11 protein-coding genes are annotated in these 20,268 nt (G+C 48.5%); 9 read left to right on the top strand and 2 right to left on the bottom strand.

What is annotated here, in order from left to right:
• Positions 1-18 precede the first annotated feature (18 nt).
• The 7 genes from QNO02_RS24720 (at position 19) to dnaI (ending at position 15,224) form a co-directional block, all read left to right on the top strand.
• Positions 19-939 (top strand): carbohydrate ABC transporter permease, encoded by a 921-nt coding sequence (locus tag QNO02_RS24720; RefSeq protein WP_289390314.1) that lies wholly within the window; start codon positions 19-21, stop codon positions 937-939.
• Between the two features lie 36 nt (positions 940-975).
• The gene (locus QNO02_RS24715) at positions 976-3,330 is read left to right on the top strand and encodes a glycoside hydrolase family 3 N-terminal domain-containing protein (RefSeq protein ID WP_434060090.1); all 2,355 of its coding nucleotides are present in this window, start codon (positions 976-978) and stop codon (positions 3,328-3,330) included.
• A gap of 4 nt (positions 3,331-3,334) precedes the next feature.
• Positions 3,335-6,478, top strand: a complete 3,144-nt coding sequence (locus QNO02_RS24710) for an alpha-mannosidase (RefSeq protein ID WP_289390313.1) — start codon at positions 3,335-3,337, stop codon at positions 6,476-6,478.
• Between the two features lie 256 nt (positions 6,479-6,734).
• Positions 6,735-8,054 (top strand): glycoside hydrolase family 125 protein, encoded by a 1,320-nt coding sequence (locus tag QNO02_RS24705; protein WP_289390312.1) that lies wholly within the window; start codon positions 6,735-6,737, stop codon positions 8,052-8,054.
• Positions 8,051-11,230 (top strand): beta-galactosidase, encoded by a 3,180-nt coding sequence (locus QNO02_RS24700; RefSeq protein ID WP_289390311.1) that lies wholly within the window; start codon positions 8,051-8,053, stop codon positions 11,228-11,230. The genes QNO02_RS24705 and QNO02_RS24700 overlap by 4 nt, the downstream gene beginning before the upstream one ends.
• Positions 11,227-14,010 (top strand): alpha-mannosidase, encoded by a 2,784-nt coding sequence (locus QNO02_RS24695; protein WP_289390310.1) that lies wholly within the window; start codon positions 11,227-11,229, stop codon positions 14,008-14,010. Before QNO02_RS24700 ends, QNO02_RS24695 begins: the two co-directional genes overlap by 4 nt.
• Before the next feature lie 263 nt (positions 14,011-14,273).
• Entirely contained in the window at positions 14,274-15,224 is a 951-nt protein-coding gene (dnaI, locus tag QNO02_RS24690) for a primosomal protein DnaI (protein ID WP_091037835.1), read from the top strand.
• Between the two features lie 128 nt (positions 15,225-15,352).
• On the opposite strand, the gene QNO02_RS24685 is transcribed toward dnaI, so the two are convergent.
• Positions 15,353-15,508, bottom strand: a complete 156-nt coding sequence (locus QNO02_RS24685) for a YqzM family protein (protein ID WP_091037832.1) — start codon at positions 15,506-15,508, stop codon at positions 15,353-15,355.
• Positions 15,509-15,771: 263 nt separating this feature from the next.
• On the opposite strand from QNO02_RS24685, the gene trxA reads away from it, so the two are divergent.
• Entirely contained in the window at positions 15,772-16,089 is a 318-nt protein-coding gene (gene trxA, locus QNO02_RS24680; protein ID WP_017692451.1) for a thioredoxin, read from the top strand.
• A gap of 304 nt (positions 16,090-16,393) precedes the next feature.
• Positions 16,394-18,481 (top strand): excinuclease ABC subunit UvrC, encoded by a 2,088-nt coding sequence (uvrC, locus tag QNO02_RS24675; RefSeq protein WP_289390309.1) that lies wholly within the window; start codon positions 16,394-16,396, stop codon positions 18,479-18,481.
• Here uvrC and QNO02_RS24670 read toward each other — a convergent pair.
• Positions 18,450-20,147, bottom strand: a complete 1,698-nt coding sequence (locus tag QNO02_RS24670) for a CPBP family intramembrane glutamic endopeptidase (protein ID WP_289390308.1) — start codon at positions 20,145-20,147, stop codon at positions 18,450-18,452. The two genes, uvrC and QNO02_RS24670, sit on opposite strands and share 32 nt — an antisense overlap.
• Positions 20,148-20,268: the final 121 nt, after the last annotated feature.

Genomic DNA, 20,268 nt, shown 5'->3' with positions numbered 1-20,268 from the left:
GGAAAGGAGTGAACCACTATGGCTCAAGCAAGGCTCGTTAAAAAACGCGACTTCCATCATGTATCCAACGGATGGAACGTGATCATGAACATCATCGCCGGTCTATTTGCTCTGATCTGTGTATTTCCTTTTGTATTTGTAGTCATTATCTCGTTTACGGACGAGAAAGCACTGGCCCGTGATGGGTATCGTCTGATTCCGGCAGAATGGAGTCTCGCGGCATATCAGTTTGTCTGGCAGAGTGGGGACACGCTGCTGCGGGCGTATGGAGTGACCATTCTGGTGACGGTACTCGGTACCATCATCAGTCTGATTCTCATGTCGCTGTATGCGTATGCGATTTCCCGCAAGAGCTTCAGATACCGGAGATTTTTCTCCATCTTTGCGATTCTGACCATGTTATTCAACGGCGGGATGATTCCAACCTATATGGTCGTATCCCAGCTGCTTGGGTTGAAAGATACGTTATGGGCACTGATTCTCCCGCTGGCGATGAATGCCTTCTATATTATGATCCTGCGTACATTCTACTCCACTAGTGTGCCGGATGCAGTCATTGAATCGGCCAAAATTGATGGCGCCGGTGAGTTCTATACCTTTATGAAAATCGTGATTCCACTCTCCTTGCCGGGACTTGCAACCATCGGGTTGTTCAGTACACTCGGTTACTGGAATGATTGGTTCAATGCGCTATTATACATCGATAATCCGAATCTGGTACCGCTGCAATCCATGTTAATGCGGATTGAGTCGAGTATCCAGTTTATCCAGCAGAACTCTGCTAACAGTTCGATGAGTCTGGCAGCCATGCAGTCCATTCCGCAGGATACATCCCGAATGGCGATGGTTGTGCTTGCTACGTTGCCGATTATATTCGCTTATCCGTTCTTCCAGCGTTATTTCGTACAGGGTCTGACGGTGGGCGCGGTCAAAGAATAACCGGATCACGTTATAGGATTGGAGAGATGCAGAATGATGACTTACATGGACCAAGGCAAATCCTTAGAAGAACGGGTACAACACCTACTGAGCCTTATGACTACGGAAGAAAAGGTAGGCCAACTTACGCAGCCATTTGGCTGGCAAACATATACGAATGATCAAGGGAACATCACGTTAAATGAATCCTTTAAGCGGCAAGTGGAAAATGGGGGCATCGGCTCCCTTTACGGTGCGCTTCGGGCAGATCCGTGGACTGGCGTTACGCTGGAAAATGGACTATCCGCCAGAGAAGGCGCTGAGGCGGTCAATCTGATTCAACGTTATGCGGTAGAGCATTCCAGACTGGGGATTCCCATCCTGATTGGGGAAGAGTGCTCGCATGGTCATATGGCCATTGACGGAACGGTCTATCCTGTCCCCCTTTTACTGGGGAGCACCTGGAATGTGGATCTGTATCGGGAGATGTGCCAGGCAGTAGCAAGGGAGACACGTGCCCAAGGTGGTGCGGTCACCTATTCTCCGGTACTGGATGTTGTGCGTGATCCGCGCTGGGGACGTACCGAGGAATGTTTCGGTGAAGATCCGTTTCTCATTGGAGAACTGGCAGTTGCTTCCGTGGAAGGGCTTCAGGGTGAAAGTCTGGACCGTGGAGATACAGTAGCGGCAACGCTGAAACATTTTGTTGGTTACGGCAGCTCCGAAGGTGGACGTAATGCAGGGCCTGTACATATGGGCTGGCGTGAACTGCTGGAAGTGGATCTGTATCCATTCCGCAAAGCGGTGGAAGCTGGCGCGGCGTCGATCATGCCGGCGTATAACGAAATTGATGGCACACCTTGTACGGTAAATACGGAATTGTTGGAAGATGTTTTGCGTAAAGATTGGGGCTTTGACGGTCTGGTCATTACGGATTGTGGTGCGATCAACATGCTGGCAAGTGGGCATGATGTCGCAGCAGATGGAATGGAAGCTTCCGTACAGGCGATTGAAGCAGGCATCGATATGGAGATGTCCGGTGAGATGTTCGGGCAATATCTGGTGCAGGCGTTAACAGAAGGCAAGCTTGATGTGCAGGTTCTGGATCAGGCTGTCTCTCGCGTGCTGGCGTTGAAGTTCAGACTGGGCTTATTCGAACAGCCTTACGTGGATGCCGATCGTGCAGCAGAAGTCATTGGCAGTGAAGCGCATGTTCAGCTGGCACGACAGTTGGCTGCGGAAGGCATTGTACTTCTCAAAAATGAGGCTGAAACGCTACCTCTATCGATAGCAAATGTGGGTCGGATTGCCGTCATTGGTCCCAATGCGGATCAGGCCTACAATCAACTGGGTGATTACACATCTCCGCAACCGAAGTCGAAAGTGGCGACGGTACTTGATGGGATTCGCAGTAAGCTGGCTAGTCATGTGGATGGGCGAACAGAGAAGAGTTCTGTTGGTCCTTTGACTGGTGACAGCAGCACAGATCAGGTTCTATATGCACCAGGCTGCCGGATTAAAGGGGATTCAAAAGAAGGATTTGAGCGTGCAATCGAAATAGCCAGCCAAGCGGATACTGTGATCATGGTGGTTGGCGGTTCCAGTGCACGTGACTTTGGAGAAGGAACGATTGATCTTAAGACGGGTGCTTCCAATGTATCGGATAACTCCTGGAATGATATGGATTGCGGCGAAGGGATCGACAGGATGACGTTGGGTCTTGCCGGAGTACAGCTGGAGCTCATTCAGGAGATTCATAAGCTCGGCAAGAAACTTGTCGTTGTGTACATCAATGGTCGCCCCATCACTGAACCTTGGGTAGATGAACATGCCGATGCAATTCTGGAGGCGTGGTATCCGGGTCAAGAGGGCGGGCATGCCATTGCAGATATTTTATTCGGTGATGTGAATCCGTCAGGCAAATTGACGATCTCCATTCCGAAGCATGTCGGCCAATTACCGATCTATTATAACGGCAAACGTTCCCGAGGCAAGCGTTACCTCGAAGAGGATTTGGAGCCACGATATGCATTTGGATACGGACTTAGCTATACCACATTTGAGTACAGTGAACCGCAGCTGAGTGCTGAGTCCATGACAGCTGATGATTCAGTTACGGTATCGGTGAATGTGACCAACACCGGCCGTTATGCAGGTGCAGAAGTTGTACAGATGTACATTGCTGACGTGGTCAGCTCACTGACTCGTCCCGCCAAGGAACTGAAGGGGTTTGCAAAAGTGAACCTGGAGCCTGGAGAGACACAGACCGTGGAATTCCAAATCGGAGCCGAGCAGTTACAGTATATTGGTCGTGACTTGAAGCCTGTTGTTGAACCGGGAAAATTCCATATTCATATCGGCAGCAGCGTAAACGATACGCAAATGGCCGAACTGACCGTAAGGGAGGCGTAAGATTTTGGAACGTATCAGACGATTTATTCGCGAGTTGTCCGAACATCAGTGGCTGGAGCAATTACAGCTGCGCAGCTGGGATATTACCCGCGCTTATTATAATGTGCCAGGACAGTATGAGGATCAGGGTGAGTACCCGGAAGGCCAAGATTTTGAGCGTTTTCCGAGCAAACAGGGAACGACTTATTTTTTTAGAACACGTCTGGAGATCCCTGCTACATGGCAGCAAGCACCTTATGGGCTTGTATTTGAAACAGGCGGAGAAGGCTTGCTTCGGGTAAATGGGCACTCTTATCAGGGCCTTGACCGCAATCATACCTACGTCACGCTTGATCCATCCAAAGTCGGAAACGCTCCGGAACTTGAGATTGAGATGTTTGACCCGGTACCTGAACCTGTAGACCCGTTGAATCAACAGGCGGTTATTCAGCCGCCGATCACATCAATTACGAGCCTGCTGGTGAGACCCAATGAAGCGGTTCGCAGTCTGATGTATACCGTCATTATTGTGCGTGATTCGGCTGTGTTGCTACCGGAAAGTGACTTTCGGCGGGTTCGCCTGTTAGAACTGGTGTATCGTGCGATGGATCAATATGTAGGCATGTCAGCAGAAGAGATTGAGCAGGGAGGGGGTATTCGTCAGATTGAGAATAATCTGAAGCATCATGTGCGTGAGATTGGCGGCAACGCAGAAGGTCTGGAGCATATGGTGGGACAATCCCATATTGATATTGCCTGGCTGTGGCCTGTACGTGAGACGGTTCGCAAAACGAGCCGTACCTTCTCCACCGTGGATGCACTTATGAATGAATATCCCGACTATGTCTATTCCCAGAGTCAGCCCTTATTATATGCGTTTCTGAAGGAGCATGATCCCGAGCTGTACGCGCGGGTGAAGCAGCGGATTGTAGAAGGCCGCTGGGAACTGGTTGGCGGCATGTGGGTTGAGCCGGATCTGAACATCCCGAGTGGGGAGTCCCTGATACGCCAGATGTTGTATGGTCAGCGGTTCTATATGGAGGAGTTTGGCAAGACGTCACAGATTGAGTGGTTGCCGGATACATTCGGGTACTGTGCCTCCCTGCCGCAGATTTTGAAGCATGGCAATGTGGAATATTTCATGACAACAAAGCTCGGATGGAATGACACGAATGTGTTCCCATACGATCTCTTCCACTGGGTGGGCATTGACGGTACACCGATCCTGTCCTACCTAAATCATGGTGTCAACGAGCACACACTGCCGAAGGACATTCATGATCACTGGCAGTCCTACCGTGAGAAAGCGGCTCATCCGGAGCATATGCTTCTATACGGACACGGAGATGGCGGCGGTGGGGTAACACGCGAGATGCTGGAGTATGTGGATCGCGCAGACCTGATGGTAGGTCAGCCTGCGAGTCGTTATAGCACAGCTGGAGCTTTCTTTGCCGGAATTGAAAAGGAGCAACCTGTACTTCCGAAGTGGCATGGCGATCTGTATCTGGAGTTACACCGGGGAACCTACACGACACATGCGCGCAATAAGCGCAACAACCGGAAAGCGGAGGTTCTATATCGAGAAGCTGAGCTGTGGAATACACTCGCTCTGCCAGATATGGAGGCGAATACCGAAGTTCAAGTGCGTTCAGCACTGCATGACGGCTGGAAATTAATGTTGCTGAATCAATTCCACGATATTATACCGGGATCGGCGATTACGGAATCCTACGTGACTTCGAATGAGGAATATGTACAGGTTTTTGAATTGGGCAGAACCGGACTGGATCAAGGCGTTTCAGCATTAACAACGGGTATCAACACAGAGGGGCCAGAAGGTTCAGTAGCCTATGTTGTATTCAACAGCTTGGGCTGGAAACGAAGTGCAGTCGTTCAATTGGCTGTGCAGGATGGCTTGGATCGCTACGGCATCGATGAAAAAGGTCAGCGCCTGCGGATGGATCGGGAAGATGGCAGTATGTCTATTCTCGTGACAGACATTCCGGCGTTTGGATATAAAACGATTTGGCTGGTACCGGAAAATACAAGGGAAACGAATGTACGGGAAATGAAGAACCTTGCCACACAACCAACCTTTAATGATACATGGGATACGGCCTATTATCATGTGCAGTTCAACAAACGTGGGGAGATCATCCGCCTGTGGGATAAAACCGCGGAGCGTGAGATGCTGAAGCCGGGTGAACGTGGCAATCAACTTCACTTCTTCCACGATCGTCCAACGCTCTGGGATGCATGGGATATCGACAGTCGTTATGAAGAACAGATTGCTGGCGAAGTGGAACTGTTGGAGAAAAAGCTGGTGCTGGCGGGTACAACGAAAGATGTCTTGCGCTTCCGCTGGAAGTTGCATCAATCGGAAATCACACAAGATATCGTCTTTTATCATGACTCACGGCGAATTGACTTCCAAACAGAGGTGAACTGGAACGAAAATCACAAACTTCTGAAAGTTGGTTTCCCGATTGATGTGGTGACCTCCAAGGCCACATTTGAAATTCCATTTGGCGCACTGGAACGTCCAACGCATCGCAACACAAGCTGGGAGCAAGCCCAGTATGAAGTCTGTGGACATCGCTTCGCGGATGTATCCGAATATGGATACGGCGTGAGCCTGCTCAATGATTGCAAATATGGGTACGACGTGCAAGGAAGCACCATTCGTTTGTCCTTGCTGCGAGCACCAAAATGGCCTGATCGCACCGCCGATCTGGGAGAACATGAATTCACCTATTCCCTGTATCCACACGACGGAGACTGGAGAAACGCACATATTGTACGTCAGGCGGCTGAGCTGAATCATGAGGTGACAGTACAGCAGAGCGGAGTTACTGAAGTCGGTTCAACCACAGATGCAACTGCAAATGCGGCACCTGTACGTCCAGCAACAGGCTCCTGGATTAACTTTAATAGTAATCATGTCATTCTGGATACCGTCAAACTGGCAGAGAATGGACAAGGCACCGTGCTGCGTTTCTATGAATCATCAGGCAAACGCGAAACCATCACATTGCAATGGCCACATGCGTTTGAGCAAGCGTACCACTCCAACGCGCTCGAAGAACCCGTCCAACTACTGGCCCATACCCATGGCCAGATTACACTATCTTTTAAACCTTACCAAATACAAACCGTGCTACTGCGGTAAACCTTTTTGAGATATTTTTGAGCTATACATGTCCAGCTCTTTATTCACACGTTAACGGAGGGGACAGAAATAACCAGAAGAAGCGAAGCGTTCGCCTTTATCCCCGGATTTACCCTTTAGAAAAGGGAAACAAAAAAATCTGGGGATAACAGCGATCGGAAGGTTATTCTGTCATCGTAGTGGTCTAGTGTGAATGTTCTCAGCTTGATCTTTTATAGCTATACCATTCAATTTGTTTAAGGAGTTGCACTCATCCATGGAACAGTTCAGATTACCCAAAATACCAATGCCACCTGTTGCTTTGCCACAATCCATTCAGGCTGTACTCGAAGAAGCAGAACAGAAACTGGCTCACCGACCAAAACTGCTTCAATTATTCAAAAACTGTTTCCCCAACACCATCGAAACAACAACCAAGTTGATGGAGGACGGTACGACTTTTGTCATCACGGGAGATATTCCGGCTTCCTGGCTGCGTGATTCCGTGGAGCAGGTAGTACATTACATTCCGTTTGCAAAAGAAGACGAGGACCTGCAACGCATTATTGGCGGGCTGATCAAACGTCATATCCAGTATGTTCACATCGATCCATATGCCAATGCCTTCAATGAGACGGCCAACGACTGGCACTGGAACACCACGGACGAAACCGAGATGTCACCTTGGGTGTGGGAACGCAAATTTGAGATTGATTCATTATGTTTCGTTGTGCGCCTGGCCTATTTATATTGGAAGGAAACCGAGCTAACTGACATTTTCGATTCAAGCTTCAAAGCAGCGATGCGTAAAATCGTGGAACTGTTCAAAGTCGAACAGCATCACATGGAACAATCTCCATATCGCTTCACACGCAATAACGGTATCCCAACAGATTCCCTGCGCAACCACGGAAAAGGTATGCCAGTCAACTACACGGGTATGATCTGGTCCGGTTTCCGTTCCAGTGATGATGCGTGTGATTTCCACTACAACATTCCAGGCAACATGTTCGCGGTTGTAGCTCTGCGCCAAATGCAGGAGTTTGCCGAGTGGGTGTTCCGGGATATGGAACTTTTGCAGGAATTGAAGGATCTGGAGCAGGACGTGGATCACGGTATTCAGTTGTACGGGATTTATCGTCATCCGGAATTTGGACCGATCTATGCATACGAGACGGACGGTTATGGCAACCACTGTCTTATGGACGATGCGGGTACACCGGGACTCATGTCCATTCCATATCTGGGTTACGTCACAGCGGATGATCCGATCTACCAGAATACGCGCCGCTTCGCTCTGAGCAAAGAGAACCCGTTCTATTATGAGGGCAAGGTTGCCAAAGGGATCGGAAGTCCGCACACACCACCAGATTACATCTGGCATATGGGATTGTCCATACAAGGTCTGACTGCGCAGTCTGCCGAGGAGAAACTGGAGATTATTCGCATGCTCGAAGCGACAGATGCAGATACAGGTTATATGCATGAAGGCTTCCACGCCGATGATCCAACGATTTTTACAAGAAAATGGTTTGCATGGTCCAACAGCCTATTCTCCCAGTTGGTCTATAAATCCATGAAGGATGGCCTGTTATGAGTATCCAACCTAATGATAAAAAGCTGATTATCTTCGCTGATCCTGCGTTTCCAATGGAAGGTGCTTCTCCAACTCATGAGGCTCTGAATACATGGAAAGCAGTAGAAGAGATCACCGTTGTAAACGCCGAAGAACTCGCAGAGACTTTGAATATTACAGCAGGTGAAGGATGTCTGGTCAATCTGCATGCACCCTATTTTCCCAAGTCCGCCTGGACGGAGATTGCAGCTTACTTGCATCAGGGCGGAAGCTTGATCAGTGTGGGGGGCGCACCCTTTAAACGTCCAGTTCGATATGAGAATGGGGCATGGGTTGTAGAGTCCGAGCAGACCGCGTATCATCAGGAACTCTATATTCATGAGGCGTTGAACGTATCTGCTGCCAATGTGCAATCCTACACGTCATCTGAACAGATCCCGCTTCTCACTGGGAAAGAGGGGCTGTTCGAGAAGGCAGATACATGGAATCTGGTTCCACATACAACCAAAACAAGTGATCTGCCCCACCAGATGGGTTCATCCGGCCCCATGAGTACGCAGATTTATCCGTTACTTCGTGGCATGAGCAAGGATGGACGTAGCATCGCCGCTCCGGTCGTTCTGTGGGAAAACTCCCGCGGGACTTTTGTTGGTTCACGCTGGATGTTTGTGCATCTGCCGCTGACCACCTCATTCTGGACGCAGGATGGCGCTGACGAGATTGTGAAGTGGGCGCAATTCTGTGCGCAAGGTGTAACGGAGTTATCCCTGAAAACAAATTATGCTTCGTATGAGCCAGATGAACGGGCTGTACTTACACTTCAAGGCCAGATTTTACAGCGTGCAGGCAGCAGGCGTACAACGTCTGAGCTGTGGACATTCGACATAACGGTTGAGCATGAGGATCGCATAAGTGGAACGACGGAGAAGGTATGGAGCCATCAACTGGAGATGGAACTTTCCGGTGAGCAGCGTTTCGAACGCATACTTCTCCCGGTTTCCATTGAAAGTGGGCTGTATCGGATCGTATGCCACGCGCAGGCACCTGACGGGGAAGTTCGGATCTTGCGTCAAGGCTTCTGGGGACAAGATGCAGCATTGCTGGCAGAAGGGGAAGTGATTACCCGCAGCAGGGACTATTTTGTAAAAGACGGACGTCCTCTCCCTGTTGTAGGCATGACCTACATGACCTCCGATGTGGCACGGAAATTTCTCTTTCTACCGAATGCGGATGTCTGGGATCGGGACATGGCTCAGATGGCAAAAGCCGGCATCAACTGGATTCGGACCGGAATCTGGACCGCCTATCGCAACATGATGCAGGTAGACGGACATATGGCAGAGGATGTGCTTCGTGCCATTGATGCATTTATTTTAACGGCAAAACGTCACGGCTTGCAGGTCACGTTCACCTTCTTCTCCTTTACACCGGAGACATGGGAAGGCACGAATCCGTATCTGGACCCGCAGAGTGTCGAGGCTCAGAAACGTTTCATCCGAAGCATTGTCAGTCGTCACACGCATACAACACATGTGGACTGGGATCTGATTAACGAGCCATCCATGTTTGATCCGGTGCGTATCTTCTCAGCTGGTCCACGCTCGGCGAGGGATTCGTATGAACAGCAGGCTTATATCGCTTGGCTTGAGCAGCGTCATCAGACGATTGAAGCGTTGCAGGAGGCATGGAATATGTCACCGAAGCAGCTTCCGAACTTTGCAGCCGCGGTGATCCCGGAGGCGGAAGAGATTAATTTTGATGTACAGGACATGCACAAGGCCAAAAAAGGAACACGCTGGCTTGATTACTGTCTCTTCTCTATGGAGATGCACAATGGTTGGGCTAGAGAGCTTGTAGGTACGATCAAGGATCTGGTACCGAATCATCTGGTTACCGTGGGGCAGGATGAAGCCCTTGGTGCGCAGCGTCCTTCACCTTTCTTCTATGAACGTGAAGTGGACTACACAACGGTGCATTCCTGGTGGTTGAACGATGATCTGATCTGGGACGGCATTTTCGCCAAAACGCCTCATAAACCCAATCTCATTCAGGAGACGGGCATCATGTATGTGGAAACCCCGGATGGACGAGCCAAACGTACCGAAGAAGAGCTTCGTGGCATTCTTGAACGCAAGTATGCCTATGCTTTCTCGACAGGTGGCGCTGGAGCGGTGCAATGGATCTGGAACACCAACTTCTATATGGATAACGCCAATGAATCTCATATTGGAGCCCTGCGTGCAGATGGTACGGAGAAACCAGAGGCGGATGTGTCTTATGATTTTGGCCGATTCATGCATGGCATTCGTGATCTCTTTGAAGACCGGGAGCTGGAGGATATTGCGGTGGTGTTCCCGTATTCCAATGACTTCTCTAACCGTGCCCTGGCCTATGATGCCACAACAAAGCTTACTCGAGTGATGTCCTATGATCTGAAACTACCGTTCCGTGCGTTATCTGAATATCATCTGGAAGCGTTGGAGCAGCAGCCACCAAAACTGATTATCGTGCCGAGTCCGCATAATATGGACAGCGACGCACTGCATCAATTGCTCACGTTTGCAGAGAAGGAAGGCACGAGCCTGCTTATTACTGGACCACTGGGGCTGGATGCGTACTGGAAGGCAAGTGACCGGGCAGATCATATCGTAGGCAAACGCAGTCTGGGTAACGTGCAGCGGGAAGAACTGCTGAATATTAATGGCGTGAATCACCGGGTGACCTATGGACGGCGTCGGATCGCCGAGGTGGCGAAGGAGACGTTGCTTCATGGGGATAATGGTATACCAGATGAAATAACCGTGTTGCCTTTGGGTAAAGGGAAATTAATCTGGACACCACTGCCGGTGGAGTTAAACGGACGGGATGAACCACTTGCTGCATTGTACCGTTATGCGACTGAAATTTCGGGCGTCGAACAGGAGTTGGAATGGATATCCGGTGGGGATATCGCAGGGATCTATGGCCGGAAGCTGAGTTTTCCAAAAGGGAATCTGTATGTATTTGTATCGGAGTTTGCCTTTAACCATGAAGTTCAAGTGAGAGATCAACGTACAGGTGTATCGTACTCGTTCCAATTGGAGAAAAATCGTTCGGTGCTGTTTGCCACGGATGCTTCTGGAAACCTGACTGCGGTGTATCGCCCTGATGAGGTTGAGATTGTACAACAAGTGGAAAGAGGTGGGATCACACGATGACCAAGAAAAAGAGAGCACATATTATTTCGCATACCCACTGGGATCGGGAATGGTACTTGCCGTATGAGAAGCATCATATGCGACTTATTCAGCTCGTCGATTCACTGTTAGATCAGCTGGATGAAGGATCAGACTACAAAAGCTTTTATTTGGATGGACAAACAATTATCATCGATGACTATCTTCAGGTTCGCCCTGAGCAGAAGGAACGACTGGAGAAGCATATCCGCAATGGACGGATTGTGATTGGACCATGGTACATCTTGCAGGATGCGTTTCTGACGAGCGGAGAAGCCAATGTGCGCAACATGCAGGTTGGACATAAGGACGCCAAACGTTACGGCATACCTTCGAAAATTGGTTATTTTCCCGATACATTTGGATTGGTCGGGCAGACTCCGCAGCTGATGCAGCAATCGGGCATTGATAATGTGTTCTTTGGACGTGGCGTCAAGCCTACGGGGTTCAATAATACGGTATCGGATGCCGGATATGAATCAAGCTTCTCGGAGCTGCTGTGGGAAGGGCCAGACGGATCGAAAGTGCTCGGCGTATTGTTCGCAAACTGGTATTCCAACGGGAATGAAGTTCCTGTAGATGAGGCTTCGGCTCGTAAGTTCTGGGAAACCAAACTGGCAGACGCTGAGAAATATGCATCAACGAATGAGCTGCTGTACATGAACGGATGTGATCACCAGCCGATTCAGCGAGACCTGCCAGAAGCGATTCGCATGGCTGAACAATTATATCCGGATATCGAGTTCATTCACTCGAATTTTCCAGATTATCTGGAAGCTTTGAGAGCATCGTCTGAACATGAACTGTCCACGGTCAAAGGCGAACTGCGCAGCCAGCGTACCGATGGCTGGGGAACTCTGGTGAACACCGCCTCGGCTCGTGTGTATCTGAAACAGATGAACCAGCTAGGCCAGACCATGTTGGAAAAAGTGGCTGAACCCCTGGCATCCTACGCCTATCTGCTTGGACATGCCTATCCACATGATCAACTGACGTATGCCTGGAAAACGCTGATGCAAAATCATCCGCATGACAGCATCTGTGGATGCAGTGTGGATGAGGTGCACCGCGAGATGGTGACACGGTTTGATAAGAGCCGTCATGTAGCAGAGGCTCTAATTGAAGAGAGCACCAGCCAGATTGCTACAGCCGTGGATACCTCCATATTTGAGCGTTACGGTGAGGGGGCTCGGCCTGTTGTGGTGTTTAATACAACGGGTTGGGAACGAAGCGGTGTAGTTCAGATGGAACTGGATGCGGCTCGGTTGTATTTCCGGGATGGATATACATTGGAAGAGATGGCGGCACAGATGAAAGCCGTTGAACTGTCAGATCGCATACTTGTAGATGAAGATGGTAACCACATTCCATGTACGGTGGAGGATCTGGGTCTGCAATTTGGCTATGATCTGCCAGATGATCGCTTCCGTCAGCCGTATAGCTGTCGGCGAGTACGTATTCGTTTTGAAACAGAAAATGTAGCTGCATTTGGCCTGAAAACCTATGCATTGATCAACTTTGCGGATGATGCTAAGCGTGGTACTCCGTCGAAAACGACTACGCTGTTGCGTGGTGAACGTGGCATGGAAAATCAACATTTGATTGTCACGATTGCAGACAATGGTTCATTCACCCTCACGGATAAACGGACAGGCCGGACTTACAAGGACCTTGGCGTGTACGAAAATGTGGGTGATATCGGCAATGAATACATGTTCAAGCAGCCAGAGAACGAAGTGGCTCGGACAACTGAAGCACTTCAGGCTGAGATTCGAATCCTTGAGGATACATCATATTTGGCCTCGTTCGAAGTGATTCATCATTGGGAAATACCGGAGTCGGCGGATGAGATGTTGGATCAGGAACAGCGAGAACTGATTTATTATCCACATCGCAAAGCCCAGCGTTCAACTAAAATGATTCCACTTCAGATCCGTACTGTTATATCGCTTAGTCGTAGTGGAAAAGGAGTGCAAATGGAGACAACCTTCAACAATCAGGCGAAGGATCATCGGGTGCGTGCTCTTTTCCCAACGGATCTTGTATCTGCTGTTCATCATGTGGATTCCATGTTCGAAATTGCAACACGTGATAACAAGCCTGCACCGGAGTGGAAAAATCCAAGCAATACACAGCATCAACAGAGTTTTGTAGATGTAAGTGAAAAAAACGCAGGATTGGTCGTAGCCAATCTGGGTCTAAATGAATATGAAGTCCTTCAGGATGGTCGCAACACCATCGCGGTTACGCTGCTTCGTGCTGTAGGCGAACTCGGAGACTGGGGTTTGTTCCCGACACCTGAAGCACAATGCCTTGGTGAACATACATTTCAGATCGAGATCATTCCCCACGATGGCAATGGTGCAGCATCAGGTGCATATATCGAGGCCTATCAGTTCCAGGTTCCTTGGACGCTGGCACAGACTGGAGTACACCCAGGTTATCTGACACCTAGTAACGCACCGTTTGCATGGCAAGGAGACGGTTTAGCATTTTCTTCACTCAAGGTAAATGAGGATTCCGGCGATGTCATGCTACGCTGGTTCAATATGACCACTGACTCTGCCACGTTGAATCTTGCTGCATCACAAGCGAATCCGCAGCCATTCGAAACGGCATACAAAAGCAACATCCTGGAGGAAGAGGGCGAAAGGCTTCATGCCCGCAGCATAGAAGAGGCATCAACATTATCATTTGCCAACAAGGAATGGAACATACAGACAGGTTCATGCGAGATTGTTACTGTCGGCTTGCGCCGCTGATAAAAGTTGTTTAAAGAGTTGAAAAACAGACTTTTGAACACACATTAAAAGGTACAGGACTGCAAGTGTACTATAAACTAGGCATTACGTACGTTGGCGGAAGGGTTACGCTATTTACCAGATGTATCTGTTGAGTTATTGGTTGTTTTTCTATAGAATGAACAGTAGAATTGCTAATGATCGAAAGTACCTATGCCATCAAGATGGTCGCAGGTACACTTCATTGTTCATTCTATATTGAAACATTAAGGGGGCTTGAAGCCATGGAATCCTTGGGAGGACTGCTTCAGCAGCTGAACCCTGCCTTTCGTGAGCAATCGCGGCGGATTGCGGCGGATTTGATGGAAAATCCGTACGTACGCGAATTCCGCGCAGGTCATCCTGAACTGCAAGATGCACAGCTCATGACCGATCTGAGCAAGCTGTTTCAGTACGCCAAAGACTCTAAGAACTGTGCGAATTGTCCGGGACTCGACAACTGTCCTAACGATTTTCAGGGCCACTTTTGCAAACTGGAAGTAGAACATTTTAACGGTAAACCCGAAATCATAGATATAAAAGCGCCTTGTTCCAAACATATCGCCCGGCAAAATGAACATATCATTAAGCAACGTATTCGTAGTTTCTATGTGGACGAGCGTGCGCTCAGTGCCGGATACAACGATGTGGAGATTATGGGCAAGGATCGGATGCGTGCTCCAGCAGTGAATCAGGTGCTTCGTTATATTAGGGAGACCAAGGAGAATGGATTATCTCCGCAAGGACTGTTTCTGGAAGGAACTTTCGGGACAGGCAAGACGTTCCTGATGTGTTATCTGCTGCATGAACTGGCGGTTGCAGGCCACACGGGTGTCATTATCTATATGCCTGACTTTGTGGAGGATCTGAAATCCATGATCAGTGAAGGGCAGAAGCTGAAGGAAATGACGGATATTTTGAAAAGTTGTGATCTGCTCATCTTTGATGATATCGGGGCAGAGAATCTGAACCCTTGGGTTCGGGATCATGTGATGGGGTCCATTCTGAACTATCGGATGAATCGCAAACCAACCTTCTATACTTCCAATTACAATCTGGATGGGCTTGAAAAACATCTTAGTTTCACCAATCGGGACGGCGAGGAATCGAATAAAGGCCAGCGTCTCATGGACCGGATTCGTCCATTCGTGGATGTCATCTCCGTTCGGGGTGAGAATCAGCGCGGTAAACGTTAATCGGTTAGTTTATGGGTCTGATCTACAAATTATACTTTTTAAGCAATAAGTAGTCCCAAAAAAAGCCTGGCTTTCGCATTGTCGCGAAAACCGGGCTTTTCTGGTCCTGCGTGAGACCTGTGAGTATCCTATTCGGTGATGAATTTGAAGATAACCATACCGAAAAAGATCACTGTCATCAGGCCGGCCATGCCGGCAACACCCACGATCAGATCAAATAGATCGTTGCGGGGTTCCTCGTTCACATGTTCACGCGGGTCGCTGATCCGCACATTTGCATCCATGTTATTGCCTCCTTATGGGGAATACAGCTTGCCCGTATGGGGGCTGAAACCCGGAGTAATTTTAGTATACTTGGAAAAGAAAGCGTTTGTAAAGATTTTGAAGTTGGTATGCCACATCCTGTAATTGTGAAGATTTGATGTTGGGAAGATGAACATTGCAGCGTTCAATTCACAAGTTTGACGTACCTGTGTTATACTGGAAGTGTCGTTCACGACGTTACAGGTTAAAATAAACCGTAAGTATATATAAGGAGGACAATTTCATGGCTATTGTTAACGTATCCGATCAATCCTTCAACGCTGAAGTAGAAGGCGAAGGAACGGTTCTTGTTGATTTCTGGGCGCCTTGGTGTGGTCCTTGTAAAATGCTCGCTCCAATCCTGGAAGAGCTGTCCACAGAAGTTGGCGATGCAGTGAAAATTGCTAAAGTTAACGTGGATGAAAATCCGGAATCTGCTTCCCGCTTTGGCGTAATGAGCATTCCAACTTTGATCTTCTTCAAAGACGGTCAACCGGTAGATAAAGTGGTTGGTCTGAACTCGAAAGATGCGCTCAAAGGAATTATCGCAAAACACCAATAATTTACAGGCTTACACATACGCCTCCGGTTTACATGCCGGGGGCGTTTTGCGTCGAATACCTTTATATAGGACAATATAAAGTATATATTTTTTATAAAATGAAACTGGAAATTTACATGTTAACGGAGAGGACAGAAATGAGCTGTAGAAGCGAAGCGTTCGCCTTTATCACCGGATTTTCCCTTTTAAAAAAGGGAATCGAAAAAATCTGGGGATAACAGCGATCGAAAGATCATTCTGTCGTCGGAGTATTTCATGTAACGTGAGGATTTCAGCTTTTTCGGGAAGGAGGATTCACCGAATTATGGATCAATTCATGAATGATTTGCAAGATCAGGAGAAGGCACTGGAGCAGATTCGCCACAAGCTCGCTTTGCTGCCAGACATGTCTGGATGTTACCTGATGAAGAACAGTGAAGGTACCATTATCTATGTAGGTAAGGCTAAAGTGCTGAAGAACCGCGTACGCTCTTATTTTATCGGCAGTCATAACGGAAAGACCCAGCGTCTGGTGTCCGAAATCCGTGATTTCGAATATATCGTGACGGGCAGTAACATGGAAGCACTCATTCTGGAATGTAACTTGATCAAGAAACATATGCCGCGTTATAACGTGTTGCTCAAGGATGACAAGACATTCCCATATCTTAAAATTACCAATGAAAAGCACCCCCGGTTGGAAGTAACCCGGCGCGTGCTGAAAGATAAAGCCAAATATTTCGGACCTTATCCAAACTCATATGCGGCACATCAAACGAAAAAACTGCTCGACCGCATGTATCCACTGCGCAAATGTGGTGTAATGCCCAAAGAAGTGTGCCTGTACTATCACATGGGACAGTGTCTTGCCCCTTGTGTGAAGGAAGTGGAGAAGGAGCAGTACGACCAGATTTCCCAAGAGATTGGTTCATTTCTGAGCGGTGGTCACGAAGAGATCAAAAAGGATTTGCAGCGTAAGATGCAAGAGGCTGCGGAGGATCTTTATTTTGAACGTGCCAAGGAACTGCGCGACCAGGTAATCGCCATCGATGCGATGATGGAAAAACAGAAAATTACGATGGCCGATGCCAGAGACCGTGATGTATTTGGTTTTGCCATTGATAAAGGCTGGATGTGTGTCCAGATTCTATATATGCGTCAGGGTAAAATGATTGAACGTCACGTATCTACTTTCCCGTTTTACGGTGAGGCGTACAGTGATTTCATGTCTTACGTAACACAGTACTACAGTGATAATCCGGCATTGCCACAAGAGATTTTGTTGCCGGAAATGCCCAAGGATCTTGCAACGGATAACGACAATTTGGATACGGGTTCTGATGCTGATGGATCGGTACCTGCCGCAGTTACGGTTGAGTTTGAGCAGACGGGACAAGTGGAGCATAGTAACGCTTCCCAGCCACTGGTTGCTGAGACTCGTGCAGCTTACGGAGGTTCCACTGAGGCAGAAGGTGAACAACCTGACAGTATGCAAGAGGATGCTCCAATAATGGATACAACTGATTTAACTGAAAAGCTTCCAGCTGGACTGGAAGACCCAACTCAGGTTGCTGCTGCTTTACAGGAGTGGTTGGAGATCAAAGTGCTCATCCCGCAACGTGGATTGAAACGCCAGATGATCACCATGGCTGTGGATAATGCACGTGTAGCACTGGAAGAGAAGTTCCGCCTGATTGAGCGAAATGAAGAACGGACATCCAAAGCTGCTGAAGGACTGGGACGTTTTATTGGACTGGATCAGCTTCACCGTATTGAAGCGTTTGATAACTCGAACATCCAGGGTACGAACCCGGTATCTGCCATGATTGTATTTACGGATGGTAAACCGGATAAGAAGGAATATCGGAAGTACAAGGTCCGTTCGGTTGAAGGACCCGATGATTATGAAACCATGCGAGAAGTCATCCGTCGCCGTTACGAGCGGGTATTAAAAGAAAACCTGACCCAGCCTGACCTGATTGTGGTCGATGGTGGTAAAGGACAGATCTCGGCTGCGGTCGATATTTTGGAAAATGAGCTGGGGCTGTTTATTCCGGTATGTGGTCTGGTGAAGGATGCGAAGCATAAGACTTCACAGTTGATGATCGGTAATCCACCGGAAGTCATCTCCCTGCCTCGGGATAGTCAGGAATTCTACCTGTTGCAGCGGATACAGGAAGAGGTCCACCGTTTTGCGATCTCGTTCCACCGGGAACAGCGTGGCAAATCGATGGTGACATCACGTTTGGATGCCATTCCGGGTATTGGAGAGAAGCGGCGTAAGCTGCTGTTGAAGCATTTTGGCTCTTTGCGCAAAATAAAAGAGGCCAGCGTCGAAGACTTCCGGCCTCTATCTATTGGTGACAAACTGGCAAATCAGATTATTGCAGCACTTCGTGATGAGGAGTCGTAACATACGGCTTCTCTTTTTGTTTTGGATTGAATTTGTAGACCACATATCCAACGATGGCCGGGAGTACAATCCAGAAGAGTCCAGCAGCCATATTCAGGGCATCGCCCATAAAGACCAAGCTGAGTCCCATCAGCAAGCTGTCGAAGATCACATGTGCGAATACAACGGCAATAAAGCCGTGACGCAGCATGATCAGACTGAACAGCAATCCAATCACCATCAGCTCAATGGGACGGGTGATTACTGGATAGATCGGATACAAAGTGTGTCCAAGTGCCCAAATGATGGTTGGGATCAGACAGGCAATAAACGTGTTACGCACAATCTTTTGCATCATGCGAATGCCGAACAGTCGATAAACAGTTTCTTCACCAATACCGGCCATCCAGGCCATGATCGGGAAGAGCCAGGCATAGGTCATATTAAATGTAGATTGATCTGCTGACGTCGTTGACCATGTGCCGATGCTTCGCTCCAGAATGAAGAACAGGATGGATTGCACACCCAGTAGAATGAATGCCCACAGGTAACCAGCATACATACTGTGAAGTACATATTTTCCATATCCGGGTTCTTTGGCACGAGGCCATGGGTTCAGACCTATTTTACGCCACATGCCGTCACCGGCAACGAGGGACAGATAGATGGTTGCACTCATGACCAGTGTAATACCTGCCTGCATTAACATCAGGAATGCTAACATGAAATTGGAGAGCCCTTGTGCCTGAAAGAGTGGAATCATGTTCAGTGTACCAATTACCGAAGCTGCGAAATACACCAGCGAGAGAATAATCCCGCGTTTGAAAGACGTATGTGCTCGGGTCAGAATGCTATAGATGATTGCCAGCACGCCCAGTACAAAGGTCAGGAATGCATAGCCGCCATAGGTCATCCAATTGGCCTGACGTGTTTGATCTTTCACATAGTCAGTATGGGATTCCGGGACCGAGAAGCCAGGATCGAACGATCGTACCGCACCCTCTTCAAACGTAAAATTCAGTTCAAGCTTGGAGTCTCCGATGGCTTTTGCAGAATCTGTATATTTCAGACCCGCTTCACCATCGCGAGTATCCAATTGAAGTGTTGGCATTTCATAACCGAATTCAGTCAGAACGCCAGCCGCCAGCCGTTCTTTCTCGTCCAAGGACATATTACCTTCGGCAAGTACTTGCGATGTGGTCACTCGTCCACTAACCTGCTCCGCCTCAATGGCGGTATAGAGGGAGGAAGGCAGTTCCCGTTTGAAGCCGACTACTTTTCCTGTTTTCATATGTACGTCAACATTAAGATAACCGCCTTTGTGTTGATCAGGCAAACGAACGCGGAATACATCGTAAGGATAGCTTGTTTCCCATTTCTGGTTATAGGTATCAAGTTGTTTGGTTTTGGCCATATACCCGTAGATATCGGAATGTGTCTGGTAGGTTACCAGGGTTTTTGCATCATCATTTGGCAGTGAATAGTCATTCACAGAAGCTGCGAATGATCGTGCGGATTGTGTCGCCTGCTCCTTGGTTATGAAGGACGTGGACGAAATTTCTGTCGTTTGTGATGAGGTAGCTGGAAAGATCTGAAATACAAAAAATAGAATCAGGCCAATCGCCGCAAGCAACCCCAGCCGCTTGAAGTTAGCCTTGAGTTGCAAAGGCTGCCCTAAGGGATTCATGTAATGGTGTTCCTCCTTTATTGATAGAGGTAGTTCAAAAAGTTTCTAGCTTCATCCCATCTTCTTGGTACTGAAAACCGCCCTTTTTGAACACGCACTAATATGGATATTAAAGTTAACA

It is taken from the genome of Paenibacillus sp. PK1-4R, assembly GCF_030369595.1.
GTDB lineage: Bacteria > Bacillota > Bacilli > Paenibacillales > Paenibacillaceae > Paenibacillus.
The sequence above is the reverse complement of the archived record's forward strand: the minus strand, read 5'-3'. Positions and strand labels throughout refer to the sequence as shown.